Source organism: Bradyrhizobium sp., assembly GCF_030646015.1.
Classification (GTDB): domain Bacteria; phylum Pseudomonadota; class Alphaproteobacteria; order Rhizobiales; family Xanthobacteraceae; genus Bradyrhizobium.
Window position 1 is genome coordinate 1 of the sequence record NZ_JAUSLT010000038.1, and the last position, 20,283, is coordinate 20,283.

Below are 20,283 nucleotides of genomic sequence, written 5' to 3' on the forward strand. Positions count from 1 at the left end.
ACCACACGACTTCGCCGTCCGCCTCAGGCGCCCTCGTCAGGAGCGCCATCCGCGTCCACCGCATCCCCGCCCCGCGTCGTTGACGTTGCGCAACGCCCCTCGGAATGGGACGGGATGGCGAATCAATAATGCTGTTTCTACCTCGCTGTCAAATATAAATTCTGGAAAACAGAAATATTCTTGCGGGGAGTTGGAACATGCCCCAATTCCTGGGCGAGCGATACGAACTGATTTTCCCGCCGGGTAGTCACACAGCGGCGTGGGGTCGTCATTGCGAGGAGCGCTTGCGAGGAAGCAATCCAGCTTTCGTGCGACAACAAAGAAAGCTGGATTGCGCTGACGTCAAACGGTACTGTGGGCCCTGGCCATCCTCTTTCAACGTCGTTCCTGCGAACGCAGGAACCCATAGCCACCGATGTTCATCGTCGCAGAAGGTGTCTGACACCACCATCCAACCGCGAGTGTTTGTGTGTGCCGCCCCCGGATTTCGCTTCGCTCCATCCGGGCTACGGTTTCGATTTACTTTCCCTTGAACTGCGGCTTCCTCTTCTCCATGAAAGCCTGCCGGCCCTCGCGAAAATCTTCCGAATCCATGCAGGCGGTGCCGATGTTCCTGATGGCGTCCATGTCGCGGTGGCTTTCGTCTTTCAGCACCTGTGCGATGGTGATCTTGGCGGCCTGAATGGCCAGCGGCGCGTTGCCGGAGATGGTGCGGGCGATCTGCAGGGTTTCGTCCCACAGGTCGAGGTCGGCGATCACGCGATCGACCAGGCCGATCCGCACCGCTTCCGCGGAATCGATCCGCATCCCCGTATACATCAGCAGCCGCGCCCAGGACGGGCCGACCAGCGACACCAGATGCTTCAATCCCTCATAGCCATAGGCGATACCGAGTTTTGCGGCGGGGATGCCGAACTGGCTGTATTCTGAGGCGAGGCGGATGTCGGCCAGCATCGCCACCTGCATGCCGCCGCCGAGGCAGAAGCCGCGGATGCAGGCGATGGTCGGCTTCGGGTAGTCCGCCAGCAGCGCGCGTTGCGCGGCGCTCTTTCTCGAATATTCTTCCGAGGCCTCGGCGTTATGACGGGTTTTTTCGAATTGACTAATATCAGCGCCGGACACGAAGGCCTTGTCGCCGGCGCCGACCATGATCACGACGCGCACATCGGGATCGTCGCGCAGTTCGACCAGCGCCTGGCCGAGCCCTTCCCACATGTCGAGCGACATGGCGTTGCGCTTCGCCGGATTGTTGAAGGTGATGACGCCGACACCGTCGGTCACGCTTTGCAGGATCTTGCCGTCGGCGAAAGTTTTTTCTGATTTTTGCGGGACGTCCAGCATGGTGTGCGCTTTCGTGAAGGGAGTCGGAGTCGGATTGAAGCACTGCTTCGATCCTGCGGCAATGAAGCTGAGCCGGCCAGCCAAGGGGCGGGTAACCCGGGCCGACCCGGCTGCACGGGTAACAGAATAGACCGGCGACATGGGCAAACAGGGCAACTGATTGCCGGAGACCTCGTGGACGGCAGGAAGGAGGTCGATGCCATGGGTGCGGACCAGCAGGCGCCCATTGGCCCTACCATGCCGGTATTTCTGCCCGAGTCGAAGGTGGGATATCTAGATGAATGCTCGCGAAAGTTGTATGGTATTAAGCCGCTGTTGAGGCTGTTGCGCTGTCGCCACAGATGATGGCGTCGATTGGAGTCATGACGCCTTTGATATGCCACGTGAGCGGCTATGCTATTCCGCAACAGCGATGGAGAAAAAATGCGCTGGGAGGAAACCATGGCATTGACGCGCCGGGAAGCGATGGCCGGATGCGGGGCAGCCTTGCTGACGGGGTTGCCGGCCTTTGCGCAGGCGGCCTATCCCAGCCAGGGCATCAAGATGATCGTGCCCTATCCCGCGGGTGGCACCACCGATCTGCTCGGCCGCCTGGTCGCCGATCAGCTGAGAAGCGGGCTTGGCGCGCATGTCAGCGTCGAGAACAAGCCGGGTGCAGCCACCGCGGTCGGCGCGGAGCATGTGGCGCGCGCCGAGCCGGATGGCCATACCTTGCTGATGGCGACCTCGACCACGCTCGCCATCAACAAGACGCTCTACAGGAAGCTACCATACGATCCGGTCAAGGATTTTACCCCGATTGCGCTGGTGGCCGGCGTGCCGTTCGCGCTGATCGTCAACCCGCAGATCCCGGCGAAGACGCTGTCCGCCTTCATCGCCTACGCCAAATCGAAGCCGGGACTGGCCTATGGCTCGGCCGGCAATGGCAGCCCGCAGCATCTCGGCGCCGAGATGCTGAAGGCGGCGGCCGGGATCAATATCCGCCACGTGCCGTATCGCGGCAGCGTGACCGCGATGCAGGACATGATCGCGGGGCACATTGCCTTCGTGATGATGGATTTGCAGCCTGCGCTGAAGCCGATTCGAGAGGGCAAGCTGAGGTGCCTTGGCGTCGCCACGTCAAAGCGGGTCGCTGCCGCGCCCGACATTCCGACGTTGGCGGAAGCGGGCCTGCCCGGCTTCGAACTGGTGGCGTGGCAGGGCGTGGTCGGGCCCGCCGGCCTGCGGCGTGATATCGCCGACCAGCTGGCGGCGCAGATCGGAAAACTGCTCGCCGATCCTGCAACGCGCGACAAGTTGACGGCGCTCGCGCTGGAGCCGCTGCCCGGCTCAACGCCGGACAGTTTTGCCGCTTACGTCAAGACCGAGGTCGATCGCTGGGCCGTGATCGTCAGGAATTCGGGCGCCACGCTGGAATGACACGACGTCATGCCACAGCTGACGCTGTTCGCACGAGGCGCGATGGTGCCTTGATATCGAACAGCCAGATATATCGAACAGCCAGATGCCGCCGTTTTCTACGGCGGTGGGCTCGTCCTGTCGCGCCCGGACCGGCTATGGCCCGGCGAGAGATACCGCGAACCAACCGTTCACACTGCGACCCGGGCCGCGAACCCACGGGTTCGCGCCGGGATTGATTCGCAGCGCTCAGTCTTCGTTCGCGGCGATCGATTCCATCAAGGACACCAGCTGACGCTGAACGGTCTGGTCCTTGATCTTGCTGTAGGCGCGCAACAGCCTCAGGCTGAACGCGCTGTCCAGGAACAGCAGGCTCTCGACTTCACGCGCCTTGCCGTCGCCGTCATAGAAGAACGTGACGGGCACATCGAGCGCGGTGGCGATTGCCTGAAGACGGGCAGCGCCGACGCGGTTGACACCCTTCTCGTACTTCTGCACCTGCTGGAAGCTGACGCCGAGCTTGTCGCCGAGCTCCGCCTGCGAGATCTTCTGCTCAACGCGCCGAAGCCGGATCCGCTTGCCCAATTCAATGTCGGGTTTACCGGCACTGCGCTGCTTCATTTTCTTCGCTGCTGCTTTCATCATTCTGCCTTTTGTCGTCCGTCGGTCGAGAAGCCCCCGAAGAGATGGGTCAGGGATTCACCCTTATATACCGCTTTAAATTCGCTTGGATGGACGAATTCGTCCTTAAACCACGGGAATCTTGCGGGATTGAAAGCCTCCACCAGCCAGTCGATCATGTGCCGTACCCTGGGGATACGGCCACTACCGGCATGATAGGAAAGCCAAATATCGAACGGCCGGCTTAATGGAATTTCGAGCGGCACGATCTTACCGCCGAGCGCCCAGCCGTAGGTTGGAAACACGCCGACGCCGGCGCCGTTGGCGACGGCCCAGTAATGCGCGCTGCTGACGTTGGTTTTCATCACCAGCAAATCGCGTTGCGAATAACCCGGAAACAGACTGTCGAACGTTTCCTTGGCGGCGATCTCATCGGCGACCTGCATCACCAACCGGTGCTTGACAAGTTCTGCCGTCGTCTTCGGCGCGCCGAAAGTCTCGATGTATTTCTCGCTGGCGAAGAACATCATATGCATGCGGCCGAGCCGCACCAGCTTGACGTCGAGCGCCGCGGGCCGCGACAGATGGATCGCAATGTCGGCCTCATGCCGCGACACGTCGGCAGAGCGCATCGCGCAGTGCAGGTCGACCGTGATGTTCGGGAACGCTTGCTGGAATTCGACGAGGCGGGGCGCCAGCCAGAATGTCCCCAGGCCCTCGGTAACGGCCACCCGGACTTCGCCGGACAGCGTATTGGTGACAGAATTGCTGGCGCGCAGCAGATCGAACGAAGCCGCCTCCATGCGTTCCACCGCCGACACCACCTGCGAGCCTTCGTCGGTCAGCCTGGTGCCATGGACGTCGCGGGTGAAGAGGGTGGCGCCGATCTGCCGCTCGAAATCGTCGATGCGGCGGCGCACGCCGTTGATGGACAAGTCCAGCCGCTCCGCGGCGGACCTGAAACTGCCGCAGCGGACCACTTCCAGGAAAACCCTGGCGGCGTCCCAGTCCGTGAGACTGCCGATGGCGACCTTCTGGCGTTCCTCCTGAGGAACGCCCCTTTCCACTACCAGACGCATACAGATTCCTTTCTGCCCGCTAAACTTGGCAGAATATCGTGAAAACTACAACCATTGCGGGTCCAGGGGCTGGGGATTCCGAGGGTTATACTTACCCTGTGGCTGAGCCTGCAGGCCGCCCCCGGCACATTGGGATACCACCCGGTAACCGTTCCGGGCTTGAGAGGGGCGCCAAGTGACGTCAGTTGTAAGCCTTCGGAGTTTCGCGAATTCCTCCAGCGTCCCGATCGTCGTGTTCGTGGACATGCAGCAGGAATATCTGGCGAAGCCGCGGCTGCTGGCGATTTCCGAGATCGACCGCGCGCTGGATAATTGCCGCAGGGTGCTGGACCATTCGCGCCAGATCGGGCTGCTGGTGGCCTTCATCCGGATGCTCAATGAGTCCGCCTTCTTCAACCGGGCAACCCCGTTCGTGCGCTGGATCGAGGGTTTTGAGCCCACCCGCAACGAAATGGTATTCGAACGGGCGAGCCCGTCGTGCTATTCTTCCGAACCGTTCACCGCGTTGGTGAACCAAAGCCGTGGCGGCATCGTGCTGGTCGGGTTTGCAGGCGAGTCGGCCTGCCTGTCGACCATGATCGATGGCTTCCATCGTAACCACAAGGTCGCCTATCTCAGCGATGCGTCGGCCAGTCATGCCCTCGACGACATGTCCGCGGACGACGTTCAGCGGGCCGTATCGAGGATATCTGCGCTTTATGGAGACGTCTATGAAACCGCCGACTGGATCGCCTCCACTGTACCTCGCAAGCTCGGTAACGGAAGAAACGCTGGTGGCTAATTCAGAAGAACGACTGCAGTCGATCCTCGCAACCCTCGAGCAGTGCCGGGCGGCCCTGGTCAAGGAGGCTCGCCCGGAGACCGCCAAGCTGGTGTCGCTGGCCGTTCTCGACCTTCGGATCGACATCGGCAAACTCCCGGATTCGGATCTGAAGGCGCTGTGCGATGCGATGACACCGCCGGAGCAGGCGCCTGCGGGACGGTCGAACGATCCGAACTCGCCACGAGGCCCGCGCAAGCGCGCCGTGCTGAAGCTGGTCAAGTAGCGCCGCGGATTCGGCGACAGCGGGATTGCTTGCTGGATTGGCGGCTCGTCCGGTCCGGCCGGCGACCTTCTTCCGTAAATCCAGCGACAAAAATAATCTTGCCTGATCGCGCGGCGGCTGCAATCTGGTCCTCAAATTGAGGAACAGGGAAGCATCTGGATGAGCCAACTCATTGTCCGCGTGGGCGACTTCACGTTCGACGCACGTTTCGAAGACCAGCTGGCGCCCAAGACCTGCGCCGCCTTCCGCACCGCGATGCCGTTCGAGAGCCAGGCGGTTCATGTCCGCTGGAGCGGCGAGGCGGTCTGGCTGCCGCTCGGCGATCTCGACTTCGGCGTCGGCTATGAGAACCACACCAGCTATCCGGCACCCGGCCAGATCATCCTATATCCCGGTGGCATCAGCGAGACCGAGATTCTGCTGGCCTATGGCGGGGTGCACTTCGCCAGCAAGATGGGCCAGCTCGCCGGCAACCATTTTATTACACTGACCTCGGGGCTCGAGCGGCTGCCGGAGCTGGGCAAGACCGTGCTCTACAAGGGGGCGCAGAAGGTCCGGTTCGAGGCGGCCTAGGAATGGCTGATACCCCTTACCCCCGGGATCTCAGCGGCTATGGCCGCAACCCGCCAGATCCGCAATGGCCTGATGGCGCGCGTATCGCGGTGCAGTTCGTGGTCAATTTCGAGGAGGGCGGCGAGAACAATATCCTGCACGGCGATCCCGCCTCGGAAGCCTTCCTGTCGGATGTGCTCGGCGCGCAGCCATGGCCGGGACAACGCCACGCCAATATCGAATCGATGTTCGAATACGGCTCGCGTGCCGGCTTTTGGCGGCTGTGGCGCGCCTTTACCGAACGCAAGTGGCCTGCCACCGTGTTCGGAGTCGCAACCGCGCTGCAGCGCAATCCCGACATCGTCGCGGCGATGAACGAGGCCCGGTGGGATATCGCCAGCCACAGCCTGAAATGGGTCGAGCACCGCAATATGCCGGAGGCGGAGGAGCGGGCGACCATTGCCGAGGCGATCCGCATTCACACCGAGGTCACGGGGCAGCGGCCGCTCGGCTGGTACACGGGACGGTCCTCGATCAACACGCTGCGGCTGGTAATGGAAGCCGGCGGCTTTCTGTATTCCAGCGATTCCTACGCCGACGATCTGCCCTACTGGGTCAGGGGCGCGTCCGGACCGCATCTCGTCATTCCCTACAGCCTCGACGCCAACGACATGCGTTTTGTGAATGCCCAGGGTTTTGGCGATGGTGATCAGTTCTTCAATTATCTGAAGGACAGTTTTGACGTGCTCTATGCGGAGGGCGCGACGGCGCCAAAAATGATGTCGGTGGGCCTGCATTGCCGGGTCGTCGGCCGGCCGGGAAGGGCGGCCTCGCTGCTGCGCTTTCTCGATTATGTCGCTGGCCATGACAAGGTCTGGGTGCCCACCCGGCTGCAGATCGCGCAGCATTGGCACACCCGTCTCGCGCATCTCGCCGACGGCGCACCCAGCGTCGGATCGTCGTGATGGCGCCGGCAACCGCTGCCACGGGGGAACTCGGCCGGGATATCCTCCGCCGGATCGAGGCGCTCGGCGCCATCTCCGAGACGCCGGATCACCTGACGCGAATCTTCCTTTCCCCCGAGCACCGCGCCGCGGCCGATCTCCTGCTGTCGTGGATGCGGGACGCCGGCATGGCGGCGCATCTCGATGCCATCGGCAATGTCTGCGGCCGTTACGAAGGCGAGAAAGCGGGCTTGCCCTGCCTGATGCTGGGCTCGCATTACGACACCGTGCGCGACGCCGGCAAATGGGACGGGCCGCTCGGGCTCATCACCGCGATTGCCTGCGTCGCGGATTTGCACCGGCGCGGCAAGCGGCTGCCGTTCGCCGTCGAGGTGACCGGCTTTGCCGATGAGGAAGGCGTCCGCTTCGCTTCGACGCTGCTGGGCAGCCGGGCGGTGGCCGGAACGTTCGACGAGAGCGTGCTGGGCTCAAGAGACAGCGCCGGCATCTCGATGCGCGAGGCGCTGATCACATTCGGGCTCGACCCCGATCATATCGGCGCCGCCGCACGGGTGCGTAGCGAATTGCTGGCCTATGTCGAATTGCACATCGAGCAGGGCCCGGTGCTGGAAGGCCTCCATCTCCCGGTCGGAACCGTCACCGCGATCGCGGGCGCGACCCGGCTGGCGGCGAGCCTCACCGGCATGGCCGGCCATGCCGGCACGGTGCCGATGCTGCTGCGCCGCGACGCGCTCGCGGGTGCTGCCGAATGCATTGTCGAGATCGAGCAATTCTGCCGGACCGACCAGGACGGGCTTGTCGGCACCGTCGGATATATCGATGCGCGGCCCGGCGCCACCAATGTCATCCCGGGACAGGTGTCGTTCACCATCGATATCCGCGCACCCACCGATGCGCACCGCAAGCTCGCCGTCGCCGATATCGTCCGACGAATCGAGAATATCGCCAAACGCCGCAAGCTGCAGCTGCAGCTCGACGTCACCCACGAGAACCGCACCGTGCCCTGTGCGCCATGGCTGCGGGATCAGGTGTCGGAAGCCGTCGCCGCGGAGGGGTTTCGTACCTTCGAACTGGCGAGCGGCGCCGGCCATGACGGCATGGCGATGATCGACATCGCCGACGTCGCCATGCTGTTCGTGCGCTGCCGCGGCGGCATCAGCCATCACCCCGATGAGCATGTCGACGCTGATGACGCCGACGCCGGCGCCCGCGTGCTGCTGCGGCTGGTCGAGAATTTCCGGCCGCGGGGGGCGGAAGTCGAATGACCGGGACGCGGGCGTGGCGTGTCTCGTCAATGTTAGTTGATTGTTGTCCTGGCCGCGATCGGCTCTTTTCCGCCCGGGGTCGCGATCGTTCGGCCGGACACGGCGGTCGCCTACCCAGGGCCTCAGCGAAAAATCGCGAAAACAACCCCATGCACAGTAAGCCTCGTCGTTCACCCAACCAGGCACGATCCCGGCCGCAGGGCCGACGGCGAGCTGAACGAAAAGTGAGTGCTGGAGCGGCTTTGAGTTGCTTGCGGTGGTCGCAGAGGTGCTAGAGATGGCCTGGTTCTGCCCGTCGCAGCCGCTTGAAGCAGGGCTGCGCGCAACGATCCGGGGCACAGGCTGGAACTCCGGTTCAGCCCAATAACAATGATGGCAAAGACGGCATGATTCACGATGTCTCGATCCCCGCGGCGCTGCTTGCCGGTCTGGTCAGTTTCCTGTCGCCCTGCGTGCTGCCGCTGGTGCCGCCCTATCTGATCTACCTCACCGGCGCGACCATCGAACAGGTCGCCAATGACGAGACGGAAGCATCCTCCAAGCGCGCGGTGATGCTGGCGGCCGGCATGTTCGTGCTCGGTTTTTCCACCGTGTTCGTGGCGCTCGGTGCCAGCGCCTCGCTGATCGGGAGCCTGATCCGCGCCTGGTCGGCGGAGCTGTCGATCGTCGCCGGCATCGTCATCATCATCATGGGCCTGCATTTCCTCGGGCTGACCCGGATCGGCTTCATGATGCGGGAAGGGCGGCTGCCGATCCCGAGGCCGGTCGGCCTGTGGGGCGCCTATGCGATGGGGCTCGCCTTTGCGTTCGGCTGGACACCCTGCATCGGTCCGATCCTGGCGGCCATTCTGTCGGTCGCCGCCGCCGAGGCCACGGTGACCAAGGGGGCGATGCTGCTCGCGGTCTATTCCGCCGGGCTCGGAATTCCCTTCCTGATCGCGGCCTTCATGGTCGAACAATTCTCCGCACTGTTTGCGCGCATGAAGCGCTACCTCGTCAATGTCGAGCGGGCGATGGGCGTGCTGCTGGTCGTCACCGGCATCGGCTTCCTCACCGGCGCGGTCACCAGTGTCAGCATCTGGCTGCTGGAGACGTTTCCGGCATTGCAGAATTTCGGCTAGGGCGCTTGCCGCCGCCTTCGGGGGCGGGTCTCCCTGGGGTTGCCGATGTCGCGCCGACAAACGGGGTATCGCGCTGTCGGAGATGACTTCCAGCGCTCCATACGATTGATCTTGTGCGTGTACCGCGCGACACTATGGTCATGCAGATGCGTGCGATCCCGAAGGATCATTCCTTCCTGCCCTATTTCTGGGCCATATCGATATATCTGTGTTCGCGGGTGGTGGTCGCACTCGGATTGGTATTCTCACAGAAGTACCTGCCCATCGCTACGGATGTCTGGTCGGCGGGACCGTCCTGGTACCACCAATTGCTGCAATGGGATTCAGAATGGTATTTCAAGATCGCAACCGAGGGATATCGGTATAACGGCGATCCGACCATTCAACAGAATATCGTGTTTTACCCGTTGTATCCGATGCTCGCGCGGGGTCTCACTGCGGTTAGCGGCCTGACGCCTGCGGATGCATTGCTGCTGGTGTCGAACGTCGCGGGAATGCTTTCTATCGTCGCGCTCTTCAAGCTGGTTCGCGAGGAATTCGGCGACCAGATCGCCCTCACCACCATCGCGCTGCTCAGCTTTTTTCCGGCGTCGGTTTTGCTGTCGGCCGGGTATACCGAACCCCTGGAATTACTCCTGATCGTTGGGTTTTTTCTTGTCTTGAAGCAACAGCGCTATCTGTCGGCAGCGCTGCTTGCGGGCCTGGCCGTTGCCGACCGATCGACGGGCATTGTGTTATTACCCGTCCTGCTCTGGGAGATGTGGCGCAATCGCGACCACAAGCCGTTCCTTGCGGTCCTTGTGCCGTGCGTCGTTCTCGCCACGTCGGGCATCTGGCTGTTCATGATCTATCTCTGGAGCCAGTTCGGGGATCCCCTTGTATTCGCGTACGGGCAGGCGGCTTTCCATCGAGAAACGACCTTCGCTGCAAGGTTGATCGCGGCACTCAAATTCGAACCCTTCACCCGATTGATCCTCAATGACTGGAATCCATGGGGGCAGGACAGCTGGTTCACGCTGCTGTTTATTGTCCTGATCGCTGTGGGCTGGTTTCGATTGCGCTCCTCCTGGACGCTGTTCGCCATGGGTGTGTTGTTGTTGCCGTATCTGACGCTCGGCGGTGGACCGGCAGGCTTCGTCTCGATGGGCCGGTTTAATCTTGTCTCATTTCCGCTGTTTGTCGTGCTGGCCGATTTATTGCTGCGGGCGAAGTGGCTTCTGGCAGGCGTGATCGGGCTACTCGGCGCGGCTCTGCTCATGAACACCGCGTTGTTCGCCCGGAGAATCTGGATCGGATGATCGGCGGCTTGGAAAAACTAGCGCTTCTCGATTTTCGTGATGGTCTTCGTTCCGCCCGTTTCGCTGACGGAAAAGGTGACCCTGTCGCCGGCGTGCAAATTGGTCAGCATGCCGGCTTGTACCTTGAATTGCTCCGCCGTTCCGCCGGTATTCGCGCCAACCGTGGCGCTTTCAGTGCCGCTTTGCGCCGGTTGAATGGCGATGGTCCCGCTGATCCGATTGACCATGGTGACCGTTCCCGTAAGCGCTTCCTGCGCCAGCGTCACCGAACTGATGAGCGTGAGCAGGGAACCCGCCAAAAACGTCTGTGTCAGCCTCATCGCGATCTCCTGGATTTCGAGCATTCGGAGATAAGCTCCGAAGGTCGGATTTTGTTCCCTGCCGGGTAAGCCCTGGATCGAAAAAAGCTCCCCCAAGCCTGAAGCAGTCACAGAGAAAGACCCATACAGCAGTCGTTGACGACGGTCGAAATGGTGTCCTACTCGAGCGTGCAGGTCACCGTGTAAACCACGCCGTGGGGCAGAAAATCAACGGTGGCCTCGCCGCCGAGTTGATCGCGGGCGCTGCGCTCGATCAGCCGCGATCCGAAGCCGCGCTGCACCGGGGCCGTGACGTGAGGGCCGCCGGATTCGGTCCAGATCAATCTCAATTGCGGTTTGACGTCTTCCGTAATCACTTCCCAGTCCAGCGCAACCTTGCCGCTGTCGTTCGACAGCGCGCCGTACTTGGCGGCGTTGGTCGCGATCTCGTGCAGGATCATCGACAGCACCACCGCCAGCCGCGGCGACAGCGGCACGTCGGGTCCGGACATTCGCAGCCGCTCCGGCGCGTTGAGCAGATAGGGCTGCAGCACACGGTCGATGACGTCCCTTAGTTCCGAGCGCTCCCATTTTTCCTTGCTCAGTAGATTATGCGCTTCCGCCAGCGCGCCGAGCCGTCCCTCGAATTTCTCGCGCTCGATCCTGTTGGCGCTGCGAAAGGTCTGCGTGGCGATTGCCTGCAGGATCGCCAGCGTATTCTTGACGCGATGATTGAGCTCCTCGATCAGGAGGTCGTGGAGCATCTCGCCGCGGGCAATCGCGGTCGCCATCCGCACCGCGAAGGCGAGGCCGACCAGCAGCAGAAGGCCGCCGATCACGCTGGTGATGGCGAGGTTGCGCCACAACGGACCGACCAGCGAGCTTTCCGCGATCCCGGCGGCGACCGTCCAGCCGGTGAGGGAGGACCGTGCAAAGCTGGTGATCAGCGGCACGCCTTCGAGCGTCACCGTCGACAAGGTAGCTTCCGGTGCACGCAGCATCGCGGCGTACAGCGACGGCGAGGCGCGCTTGCCGAGCGTATCCTGCGGATTCGGTACCCGCGCGAAATTGACGCCTTCGCGGTCGAAGATCGAGATCGTCCAGTCCCGGCTGGGGCGCTGCTTCTCGATGATGGCCTGGAAAATCTCGATCGGCGGACTGAAGGAGACGACACTGACGACCTGGCCGTCGCGAAGCACCGGCACCTCGGCGGTTACGATCAGCTGCTTCTTGGCGGCGTCGATGAACAGGTTGGAGTATTGCGGGCTTTTGGTTGCGAATACCTTCTCGACGATGTCGCGATTGTTGCGCGGCTGAAGGCTCGCTGTATCCGCCGTGACCGAGGAGAACAGTTGACGGCCGTCACGGTCGGCCACCAGCACGACGCCGTCCTTGCCATACTGCTCGAGGAAGCCCGTGGCGATGCGGCGGAAGCTGTCGAAATCGCGGTCCCGCAGCGCGTTGGTCCGCGCCATCACCTGCAGCCCGCCGGCCATCCGCTGCATTTCGGCGTCGAGCACCAGCCGGATGCTGCGCACGGTTTCCAGCACGCGCTGCGTCGCGGCCCGGCGGTCCTGCTCATAGTTGTAAATGACGAGACCAACCGCAAAGACGATCAGCGGCAGCGTGGTTCCCGCGACCAGCAGGGCGAGACGCACTGGCAGTGAGAGTTTTGGCACGCGGATCCCGGCCCATGGCATCCGGCGCGAAAGCGCCTGATGCTCCGGAGCATAAGAGAAGCGTCTAAAACGCGCCAGCGGCAGCCGGGTTCCATGGTGCGTTGAACGCCAGGCAATCCGGGTTGGTACCTAGAGATTGCTGTCGGTGATGGCCGCGTACACCATGGTGCGCAGCTCGCGCCGGATCGGATAGGCGCTCGACGGCAGCACCTGGGTCATGAAAATGGCGATCAGTTCTTCCGCCGGATCGATCCAGAACGAGGTCGTCGCCGCACCGCCCCAGGAATACTCGCCGGCGCTCCCCGGAATCAGTGTCTGGGCCGGGTTCATGGTGACGGAGAAGCCGAGGCCGAAGCCGATACCGTTATAGGCCGCTTCCGAGAACAGCGAGCGCGACATCGCCGGCAGGTCGACGCCGCCGGGCAGATGATTTGATGTCATCAGCGCCAGGGTTTTGGGGCCGAGCAGCCTGACGCCGCCGAGTTCGCCGCGGTTCAACAGGGCACGGCAGAAGGTGAGGTAGTCGGCCGCCGTCGAGCACAGCCCGCCGCCGCCGGAAATGAACGTCGGCGGCGACAGGAACGAACTGGTGGCCGGGTCGTCCTGCAGCGTGAGGCTAGCCTTGCGATCGGCGGCGTTGGAGGTCATGCCGAGCTTTGCATCGGCCGAGTAGCAGGCCGCGAAGCGATGTGCCTTGGCGGCGGGCACATGAAAGTCGGTGTCGGTCATCCCGAGGGGATCGAAGATGCGCTGCTTCAGGAACTGTTCGAACGGCATGCCGCTGATGAGGCCGACGAGATAGCCGACCACGTCGGTGGCGACGGAATAATTCCAGGCCTCGCCGGGGGAGAATTCCAGCGGAATCTTGGCGAGGTCGTCGATCATTCCCTGCAGCGTTCCGGCCTTGACGACTTCGCCGATCTTCATTTCGCGGTAGGCGGCATCGACATTGGAGCGCTGCTGGAAGCCGTAGGTTAGCCCCGACGTATGCCGCAGCAGGTCGACGATCAGCATCGGCCGCGACGGCGGCCTGGTCAGGAAGGAGGGCGCGGTGCCGGCCTGGAAAACCCCGAGGTTCTTCCATTCCGGGATATATTTATGGACGGGCTCGTCGAGCGCGACGCGGCCTTCCTCGACCAGCATCATGAAGGCCACCGAGGTGATCGGCTTGGTCATCGAATAGATCCGGAAGATGGTGTCGTCCTTGACCGGCGCCTTGCGCTCGAGGTCGGCAAAGCCCTGCACCGCGCTGTGCACTACCTTGCCGCGGCGGTAGACCAGAAGCTGCGACCCCGGAAAGCGGCCGGCGTCGATATAGCGGCGCTTCAGATGGGCATCGATGCGGTCGAAGCCGGTCTTGGACATGCCGGCGGATTCGGGCGAGGCGGGGGTAGGGGCTAGCATCTGATGTCTCCGGGGGCTGGCGAGGTCAGCCTTGATAGCCGAAATGTGTGCCCCGTTCCAACCGCCGCCGCTTACCCCCGGCAGGCGGCTGGTGTAGGCTTTCCCCCTACAACCGCGTAGCCCCGCAGGACAGCCCAATGCCCCAATTCAACGACACCGAACTGACCGCCGCCGTCATTGAAAGTTTCGAGAAGACGCCGGACCCGCGGGTCAAATTCCTGATGCAGGAATTGGTCAAGTCGCTGCACGACTACGTGCGCAAGACCGATCTGACCTTCGACGAGTGGGGCTACGCGATCGATTTCCTGACCCGCACCGGCCAGAAATGCACTGCCAGCCGGCAGGAGTTCATCCTGCTGTCCGACGTGCTCGGGGTCTCGATGCTGGTCGATGCCGTCAACCACCGCGAACGCGAGGGCGCCACCGAGACCACGGTGCTGGGGCCGTTCTATGTCGGAGAACACAAGGTGCTGCCGCACGGCACAGATGTTTCCCCGCACAATGTGACGGGCGAACGGATGTTCGTGCAGAGCCGCGTCACCGACCTCAAGGGCAAGCCGCTGGCCGGCGTCCCCGTCGACATCTGGCACGCCGACGATGACGGCCATTACGATTCGCAGAAGCCGGATTACGAGGTGACGGGCCCGTCATCGCGGGCGCGCTTTATCACCGATGCCGATGGCCGGTTTTTCTTTCGCACCATCCTGCCGTGCAGCTATCCCATTCCCACCGATGGCCCGGTCGGCGAGATGATCCGGCAGGTCCGCCGCCACGAGATGCGGCCGGCGCATGTGCATTTTCTGGTCGCGGCTCCCGGCTACGAGCCGCTGGTCACCCACGTCTTTATCGAGGGCGACGAATATCTCGATTCCGACGTGGTGTTCGGGGTGAAGGACGAACTGGTCGCCAAAATCGAAAAACGCACTGACGCGCTGATGCCGGACGGCAAGCCGGCGCCCGCGCCATGGCATCTGATGAGCTATGAGTTTCGCATGAAACCGGGCAAGGGGACGGCCCCGAAGCCGATGCTGGCGGTGGCCGAGGACGCCTGAAATCCACTGATCCGGCGCCTGCTTATTTGTTGTGCGGCGCACAAGATTTGACCTTTGCGCAAATTTTCGATGCAATATTGGGCATGCACATTAATTGTGCATATGTCTTAAGATATTAAAAAACATACGCTTTTTCTGACGAGCCCGCTTGGCACGAAGCTTGAATAGTTTGTGCCGACGCCATTGATGCCGTCCCTCGAGACCAATCATCCGAATTGTGAAACCGCCAGACCGGGGCCTCCCCGGAGCGTGCCTCCATGCGCTTCTTACGGTGACACCGGACGGACGGCCAAACCGACGCAAAGGACGCCAGCGCCCATGACGAAGCCTACCGACCCAACTTCCCGCAGCGGCATCAGCCGCCGTCAGATCCTCAAGGCCACCGCGGGGACGGCAGCCCTGCTCGCCGCCGCCAGGATGAATTTGCCCGCCGGCGCCTTCGCGCAGGGCGCGGGCCCGGAAGTGAAGGGGGCGAAGCTCGGCTTCATCGCGCTCAGCGATGCCGGTCCGCTGTTCGTGGCCAAGGACAAGGGCCTGTTCGCCAAGCACGGCATGCCGGACGTCGAGGTGCAGAAGCAGGCGTCGTGGGGCACCACGCGCGACAACCTCGTGCTCGGCTCGGAAGGCAACGGCATCGATGGCGCGCATATCCTGACGCCGATGCCGTACCTGATCTCCTCCGGCAAGGTGACGCAGAACAATCAGCCGACGCCGATGTACATTTTGGCGCGGCTGAATCTGGATGCGCAGTGCATCTCGGTCGCCAGCGAATACGCCGATCTCAAGATCGGCCTGGACGCCAAGCCGTTCAAGGAAGCGCTGGACAAGAAGAAGGCCGCCGGCAAGTCGATCAAGGCGGCGATGACGTTCCCGGGCGGCACCCACGATCTGTGGCTGCGCTACTGGCTCGCCGCCGGCGGCATCGATCCCGACAAGGACATCGAAACCATCACGGTGCCACCGCCGCAGATGGTCGCCAACATGAAGGTTGGCACCATGGACTGCTTCTGTGTCGGCGAACCCTGGCCGGGCCAGCTCGTGCATCAGAAGATCGGCTACACCGCGCTCAACACCGGCGAGATCTGGAACAAGCACCCCGAAAAATCATTCGCGATGCGCTCGGCCTGGGTCGACAAGAATCCGAACGCCGCGAAAGCCATCACCATGGCGATCATGGAAGCCCAGCAGTGGGCCGACAAGGCCGAGAACAAGGAAGAGCTCGCGACCATCCTGGGCAAGCGGCAGTGGATCAACTGCCCGGTCGAGGACATTCTCGATCGCGCCAGGGGCAAGTTCGACTACGGCACCGGAAAGGTGGTCGAGAACTCGCCGCACATCATGAAGTACTGGCGCGACTTCGCCTCCTATCCGTTCCAGAGCCACGATCTCTGGTTCATGACCGAGGACATCCGCTGGGGAAAATTCGAGCCCGGCTTCGACTCAAAGGCGCTGATCGCCAAGGTCAACCGCGAGGATATCTGGCGCGACGCCGCCAAGACGCTCGGCGTCGCCGCTGCGGATATCCCGGCCTCCAAGTCGCGCGGCAAGGAGACCTTCTTCGACGGCAAGGTATTCGATCCGGAAAATCCGGCGGCCTACCTGAAGTCGCTGTCCATCAAGCGTGCCGACGTCTGATCCAGCAGGGCCGCATGCTCGCGTGCGGCCGCTCCATCGAACCACGGAGACATACTCCCGATGAATATGCATGCCCTGAAGACCGAGCCCGATGCGGTGGTGGAAGCGGTGGTCGTTGCGACCACGGCTGCGCCGGTTGTCGCGTTGATGCCGAAGCGGCCGCCACTCGCCGAGAAATACGCCAAGATGGCGAAGGAGACCGCGGTGCGCGTGGTGCCGCCGCTGATCGTGCTGGCGCTCGGCATGCTGTTCTGGGAGCTGGTCTGCCGGCGCGCCGGCTCGACCCTGCCGCCGCCGTCGCGGGTGTTCAAGGAAACCAAGGAGTTGATTTTCGATCCGTTCTTCGACCGCGGCGGCATCGACAAGGGGCTGTTCTGGCACCTGTCCGCCAGTCTGCAGCGGGTTTTTCTCGGCTATTCGCTGGCGGCGGTCGCCGGCATCGGGCTCGGCACCCTGGTCGGCCAGTCGGTCTGGGCGATGCGCGGGCTCGATCCGATCTTCCAGGTGCTGCGCACCATCCCGCCGCTGGCCTGGCTGCCGCTGTCGCTGGCCGCATTCCGCGACGGCCAGCCCTCGGCGATCTTCGTGATCTTCATCACCTCGATCTGGCCGATCATCATCAACACCGCGGTCGGCATCCGCAACATCCCGCAGGACTATCGAAATGTCGCCGCGGTGGTCCAGCTCAACCCGCTGGAATTTTTCTGGAAGATCATGATCCCGGCGGCGGCGCCCTACATCTTCACCGGCCTGCGCATCGGCATCGGCCTGTCCTGGCTCGCCATCGTGGCGGCGGAAATGCTGATCGGCGGCGTCGGCATCGGCTTCTTCATCTGGGACGCCTGGAACTCGTCGCACATCAGCGAAATCATCCTGGCGCTGTTTTACGTCGGCATCATCGGCTTCGTGCTCGACCGCATCATCGCGGGCATGGCGAAATTCGTCACCCGCGGCACCGCGCTGAACTGAAGGAACATGTCCATGCACCCCTATCTGAAGCTCGACCACATCGACAAGGTCTTCACCCGCGGCAGTGCCTCGACCGAGGTGCTGAAGGACATCAACCTGACGATCGACAAGGGCGAGTATGTCTCGATCATCGGCCATTCCGGCTGCGGCAAGTCCACGCTGCTCAACATCGTCGCCGGCCTCACCACCACCACGATGGGCTGCGTGCTGCTGGAAAACCGCGAGGTCAACTCGCCGGGTCCGGACCGCGCGGTGGTGTTCCAGAACCACAGCCTGCTGCCCTGGCTCACGGTCTACGAAAACGTCCGGCTCGGCGTCGACAAGGTGTTCGCATCCAGCAAGACCCGTGGGGAGCGTGATGCCTGGACCATGCACAATCTCAATCTGGTGCAGATGGCGCATGCCAAGGACAAGCGGCCCTCGGAAATCTCCGGCGGCATGAAGCAGCGCGTCGGCATCGCCCGCGCGCTGGCGATGGAGCCGAAAGTTCTGCTGCTGGACGAGCCCTTTGGCGCGCTCGACGCGCTGACCCGCGCACACTTGCAGGACTCCGTCATGGCGCTGCACCAAAAACTCGGCAACACCATCCTGATGATCACCCACGACGTCGACGAGGCGGTGCTGCTGTCGGACCGCATCGTGATGATGACCAACGGGCCGAGCGCGCGAATCGGCGAAGTGCTCGACGTGCCCTTGGCGCGCCCGCGCAAGCGGCTCGAACTCGCCACCAACGCCGGCTATCTGAAATGCCGCCAGCGCGTGCTCGAATTCCTCTATGAGCGGCATCGTTTTGTCGAGGCGGCGTAAGCCCTTACGTCTCTTTCGAACTTTGACGTGAACTAATGTCCCCGGAGCGCGACCAACAGGTTCTGCTTTAACGCATTAGGAGAGCTGAAATGAATTCGACGCAGGTGAAACTGGTTCAGGAGAGTTTTTCGAAGGTGGTTCCGATCTCGGAAGCCGCCGCGGTTATTTTCTACGATCGCCTGTTCGAGGTCGCGCCGTCAGTGAAGGCGATGTTCCCGGACGACATGACGCAGCAGCGCAAGAAGCTGATGATGATGCTGGCCGCCGTGGTGAACGGCCTCGGCAATCTCGAGTCGATCCTGCCGGCCGCCAGCGCGCTGGCGAAGCGCCACGTCGATTACGGCGCCCGGCCGGAACATTACCCCGTTGTCGGCGGCGCACTGCTGTGGACGCTGGAAAAGGGACTTGGCGAGGCCTGGACATCGGACGTCGCCGACGCATGGACCACGGCCTACGGGACGCTGTCCGGTTACATGATTTCAGAAGCATACGGCCGCGCGGAAGCCGCGGAGTAAGGATCGATGTGAGCGAACCGCTGGTTATCGTCGGCAATGGAATGGCGGCGGCGCGTCTGGTCGACGAGCTGTCGAAAGCAGCCCTTGGCCGTTACGCCATCGCGGTGATCGGCGAAGAGCCGCGGCTGGCCTATAACCGCGTGCTGCTGTCGTCGGTGCTGGCGGGCGAGACCGCCTCGCATGACATCGAGCTGCGGCCGGCGTCATGGTGGCGCGATCGCGGGGTCACCCTGAAATACGGCTGCGTCGCCACCGAAATCGACGTCGGCCGCCGCGAGCTCAAGATCGCGGGTGACGAGAGCATGACGTTCTCGAAGCTGGTGCTCGCGACAGGCTCGACGCCGTTGCGACTGAATGTCCCCGGCGCCGACCTCGCCGGCGTGCATACCTTTCGCGACAGCCGGGACGTCGATCTGCTGCTGACGCTGGCCGCGCAGAAGAAGCGCGTCGTCGTGATCGGCGGCGGCCTGCTCGGGCTGGAAGCAGCCTACGGCCTCGCCAAGGCCGGCGCTCCGGTCACCCTGGTTCACCTGATGGACCGGCTGATGGAGCGCCAGCTCGATGCGCCGGCGGCCGAGCTCCTGAAGTCGCTGGTCGAGCTCAAGGGCATCAAGATTCTGCTCAATGCCAACACCGCGCGCTTTCACGGCGAGACCTGCGTCGAGGGCGTCGAACTGACCGACGGCCGCCTGATCGACGCCGACGCGGTGGTCTTCGCGGCCGGCATCCGCCCCAGCATCGCGCTGGCGAAGGAAGCCGGCATTGCCGTCAACCGCGGCATCGTGGTCGACGATGTCATGCAGACCGGCGCACCTGATATTTTCGCGCTCGGCGAATGCGCCGAGCATCGCGGCATCTGCTACGGCCTGGTCGAGCCGGCCTATGAGCAGGCGCGCGTTTTGGCGCGGCATCTGGCGGGCAAGCCAGTCGCCTATCATGGCAGCGTGGTCGCGACCAATCTGAAGGTCTCCGGAGTCAGCGTGTTTTCGGCCGGCGATTTCATGGGCGCCGATGGCAGCGAAGCCATCGTGCTCAACGATATCAGGCACGGCACCTACAAGAAGCTGGTGATCTCGGGTGGCCGTCTCACCGGCGCGGTGCTGGTCGGCGATGTCGCCGACGCGCTCTGGTATCTCGAATTGATCAGGGATCGCAAACCCGTCGCGGGCATTCGCAGCCAGATGATGTTCGGCCGCTCGCTCGCGCTGGCCTCGGAGGCGGCGTGAGCCGGTTGCTC

20 protein-coding genes are annotated in these 20,283 nt (G+C 63.0%); 14 read left to right on the forward strand and 6 right to left on the reverse strand.

Annotated features, from left to right (window positions below; translation table 11 throughout):
• Positions 1 to 519: 519 nt before the first annotated feature.
• Entirely contained in the window at positions 520 to 1,341 is an 822-nt protein-coding gene (locus tag Q7T45_RS05590; RefSeq protein WP_304868581.1) for an enoyl-CoA hydratase, read from the reverse strand.
• A 441-nt stretch (positions 1,342 to 1,782) separates the two neighbouring features.
• On the opposite strand from Q7T45_RS05590, the gene Q7T45_RS05595 reads away from it, so the two are divergent.
• Positions 1,783 to 2,760, forward strand: coding sequence for a tripartite tricarboxylate transporter substrate binding protein (locus Q7T45_RS05595; RefSeq protein WP_304868582.1), 978 nt, complete (start codon positions 1,783 to 1,785; stop codon positions 2,758 to 2,760).
• A 228-nt stretch (positions 2,761 to 2,988) separates the two neighbouring features.
• Here the strand turns inward: Q7T45_RS05595 and Q7T45_RS05600 are convergent, their stop codons facing one another.
• Together Q7T45_RS05600 and Q7T45_RS05605 are read right to left on the reverse strand one after the other, a co-directional pair.
• Positions 2,989 to 3,384 (reverse strand): helix-turn-helix domain-containing protein, encoded by a 396-nt coding sequence (locus Q7T45_RS05600; protein WP_304743359.1) that lies wholly within the window; start codon positions 3,382 to 3,384, stop codon positions 2,989 to 2,991.
• Positions 3,381 to 4,439 (reverse strand): LysR family transcriptional regulator, encoded by a 1,059-nt coding sequence (locus Q7T45_RS05605; RefSeq protein WP_304868585.1) that lies wholly within the window; start codon positions 4,437 to 4,439, stop codon positions 3,381 to 3,383. The genes Q7T45_RS05600 and Q7T45_RS05605 overlap by 4 nt, the downstream gene beginning before the upstream one ends.
• A 175-nt stretch (positions 4,440 to 4,614) precedes the next feature.
• On the opposite strand from Q7T45_RS05605, the gene Q7T45_RS05610 reads away from it, so the two are divergent.
• The 7 genes from Q7T45_RS05610 to Q7T45_RS05640 all read left to right on the forward strand — a co-directional run bounded on the left by Q7T45_RS05610 (position 4,615) and on the right by Q7T45_RS05640 (position 10,686).
• Entirely contained in the window at positions 4,615 to 5,220 is a 606-nt protein-coding gene (locus Q7T45_RS05610) for a cysteine hydrolase family protein (RefSeq protein ID WP_304868587.1), read from the forward strand.
• Positions 5,213 to 5,485 carry a hypothetical protein gene (locus Q7T45_RS05615; protein ID WP_304868589.1) on the forward strand — a complete coding sequence of 91 codons (273 nt, stop codon included), beginning with the start codon at positions 5,213 to 5,215 and terminating at the stop codon, positions 5,483 to 5,485. Before Q7T45_RS05610 ends, Q7T45_RS05615 begins: the two co-directional genes overlap by 8 nt.
• A 159-nt stretch (positions 5,486 to 5,644) precedes the next feature.
• On the forward strand, positions 5,645 to 6,058 hold the full coding sequence (locus tag Q7T45_RS05620; RefSeq protein WP_304868591.1) for a DUF3830 family protein: 414 nt from the start codon (positions 5,645 to 5,647) through the stop codon (positions 6,056 to 6,058).
• A 2-nt stretch (positions 6,059 to 6,060) separates the two neighbouring features.
• Positions 6,061 to 7,002, forward strand: a complete 942-nt coding sequence (gene puuE, locus Q7T45_RS05625; protein WP_304868593.1) for an allantoinase PuuE — start codon at positions 6,061 to 6,063, stop codon at positions 7,000 to 7,002.
• Entirely contained in the window at positions 7,002 to 8,267 is a 1,266-nt protein-coding gene (locus tag Q7T45_RS05630; RefSeq protein ID WP_304868595.1) for an allantoate amidohydrolase, read from the forward strand. The genes puuE and Q7T45_RS05630 overlap by 1 nt, the downstream gene beginning before the upstream one ends.
• 386 nt (positions 8,268 to 8,653) lie before the next feature.
• Positions 8,654 to 9,388: a cytochrome c biogenesis CcdA family protein gene (locus tag Q7T45_RS05635; RefSeq protein ID WP_304868597.1), complete on the forward strand. Its 735-nt coding sequence runs from the start codon at positions 8,654 to 8,656 to the stop codon at positions 9,386 to 9,388.
• Positions 9,389 to 9,528: 140 nt separating this feature from the next.
• On the forward strand, positions 9,529 to 10,686 hold the full coding sequence (locus Q7T45_RS05640; protein WP_304868600.1) for a glycosyltransferase family 39 protein: 1,158 nt from the start codon (positions 9,529 to 9,531) through the stop codon (positions 10,684 to 10,686).
• A 17-nt stretch (positions 10,687 to 10,703) separates the two neighbouring features.
• Here the strand turns inward: Q7T45_RS05640 and Q7T45_RS05645 are convergent, their stop codons facing one another.
• From Q7T45_RS05645 to Q7T45_RS05655, 3 genes are all read right to left on the reverse strand, one after another.
• Positions 10,704 to 11,030 (reverse strand): copper-binding protein, encoded by a 327-nt coding sequence (locus Q7T45_RS05645; RefSeq protein ID WP_304868601.1) that lies wholly within the window; start codon positions 11,028 to 11,030, stop codon positions 10,704 to 10,706.
• A gap of 134 nt (positions 11,031 to 11,164) precedes the next feature.
• Positions 11,165 to 12,664, reverse strand: coding sequence for a sensor histidine kinase (locus Q7T45_RS05650; protein ID WP_304868603.1), 1,500 nt, complete (start codon positions 12,662 to 12,664; stop codon positions 11,165 to 11,167).
• Between the two features lie 129 nt (positions 12,665 to 12,793).
• Positions 12,794 to 14,068 carry a serine hydrolase gene (locus Q7T45_RS05655; protein ID WP_304868605.1) on the reverse strand — a complete coding sequence of 425 codons (1,275 nt, stop codon included), beginning with the start codon at positions 14,066 to 14,068 and terminating at the stop codon, positions 12,794 to 12,796.
• Between the two features lie 137 nt (positions 14,069 to 14,205).
• Between Q7T45_RS05655 and Q7T45_RS05660 the strand changes: the two genes are divergently transcribed.
• From Q7T45_RS05660 to Q7T45_RS05685, 6 genes are all read left to right on the forward strand, one after another.
• On the forward strand, positions 14,206 to 15,120 hold the full coding sequence (locus Q7T45_RS05660) for a dioxygenase (RefSeq protein WP_304868607.1): 915 nt from the start codon (positions 14,206 to 14,208) through the stop codon (positions 15,118 to 15,120).
• 318 nt (positions 15,121 to 15,438) lie between these two features.
• The gene (locus tag Q7T45_RS05665; RefSeq protein ID WP_304868609.1) at positions 15,439 to 16,755 is read left to right on the forward strand and encodes a CmpA/NrtA family ABC transporter substrate-binding protein; all 1,317 of its coding nucleotides are present in this window, start codon (positions 15,439 to 15,441) and stop codon (positions 16,753 to 16,755) included.
• 60 nt (positions 16,756 to 16,815) lie between these two features.
• Positions 16,816 to 17,724 carry a nitrate ABC transporter permease gene (ntrB, locus tag Q7T45_RS05670; protein ID WP_304868611.1) on the forward strand — a complete coding sequence of 303 codons (909 nt, stop codon included), beginning with the start codon at positions 16,816 to 16,818 and terminating at the stop codon, positions 17,722 to 17,724.
• Between the two features lie 12 nt (positions 17,725 to 17,736).
• A complete protein-coding gene (locus Q7T45_RS05675; RefSeq protein WP_304868613.1) occupies positions 17,737 to 18,531 on the forward strand; it encodes an ABC transporter ATP-binding protein in 795 nt (264 codons plus the stop codon).
• A gap of 89 nt (positions 18,532 to 18,620) precedes the next feature.
• A complete protein-coding gene (locus Q7T45_RS05680) occupies positions 18,621 to 19,046 on the forward strand; it encodes a globin family protein (protein WP_304868615.1) in 426 nt (141 codons plus the stop codon).
• An 8-nt stretch (positions 19,047 to 19,054) separates the two neighbouring features.
• Positions 19,055 to 20,272, forward strand: coding sequence for an NAD(P)/FAD-dependent oxidoreductase (locus Q7T45_RS05685; protein ID WP_304868617.1), 1,218 nt, complete (start codon positions 19,055 to 19,057; stop codon positions 20,270 to 20,272).
• The last annotated feature ends 11 nt before the right edge of the window (positions 20,273 to 20,283 follow it).

Coding starts and splice junctions, on each gene's coding strand:
- Q7T45_RS05590 (WP_304868581.1), bottom strand. CDS start 1,341: ATGCTGGACGTCCCGCAAAAATCAGAAAAAACTTTCGCCGACGGCAAG.
- Q7T45_RS05595 (WP_304868582.1), top strand. CDS start 1,783: ATGGCATTGACGCGCCGGGAAGCGATGGCCGGATGCGGGGCAGCCTTG.
- Q7T45_RS05600 (WP_304743359.1), bottom strand. CDS start 3,384: ATGATGAAAGCAGCAGCGAAGAAAATGAAGCAGCGCAGTGCCGGTAAA.
- Q7T45_RS05605 (WP_304868585.1), bottom strand. CDS start 4,439: ATGCGTCTGGTAGTGGAAAGGGGCGTTCCTCAGGAGGAACGCCAGAAG.
- Q7T45_RS05620 (WP_304868591.1), top strand. CDS start 5,645: ATGAGCCAACTCATTGTCCGCGTGGGCGACTTCACGTTCGACGCACGT.
- puuE (WP_304868593.1), top strand. CDS start 6,061: ATGGCTGATACCCCTTACCCCCGGGATCTCAGCGGCTATGGCCGCAAC.
- Q7T45_RS05630 (WP_304868595.1), top strand. CDS start 7,002: ATGGCGCCGGCAACCGCTGCCACGGGGGAACTCGGCCGGGATATCCTC.
- Q7T45_RS05635 (WP_304868597.1), top strand. CDS start 8,654: ATGATTCACGATGTCTCGATCCCCGCGGCGCTGCTTGCCGGTCTGGTC.
- Q7T45_RS05640 (WP_304868600.1), top strand. CDS start 9,529: ATGCAGATGCGTGCGATCCCGAAGGATCATTCCTTCCTGCCCTATTTC.
- Q7T45_RS05645 (WP_304868601.1), bottom strand. CDS start 11,030: ATGCTCGAAATCCAGGAGATCGCGATGAGGCTGACACAGACGTTTTTG.
- Q7T45_RS05655 (WP_304868605.1), bottom strand. CDS start 14,068: ATGCTAGCCCCTACCCCCGCCTCGCCCGAATCCGCCGGCATGTCCAAG.
- Q7T45_RS05660 (WP_304868607.1), top strand. CDS start 14,206: ATGCCCCAATTCAACGACACCGAACTGACCGCCGCCGTCATTGAAAGT.
- Q7T45_RS05665 (WP_304868609.1), top strand. CDS start 15,439: ATGACGAAGCCTACCGACCCAACTTCCCGCAGCGGCATCAGCCGCCGT.
- ntrB (WP_304868611.1), top strand. CDS start 16,816: ATGAATATGCATGCCCTGAAGACCGAGCCCGATGCGGTGGTGGAAGCG.
- Q7T45_RS05675 (WP_304868613.1), top strand. CDS start 17,737: ATGCACCCCTATCTGAAGCTCGACCACATCGACAAGGTCTTCACCCGC.
- Q7T45_RS05680 (WP_304868615.1), top strand. CDS start 18,621: ATGAATTCGACGCAGGTGAAACTGGTTCAGGAGAGTTTTTCGAAGGTG.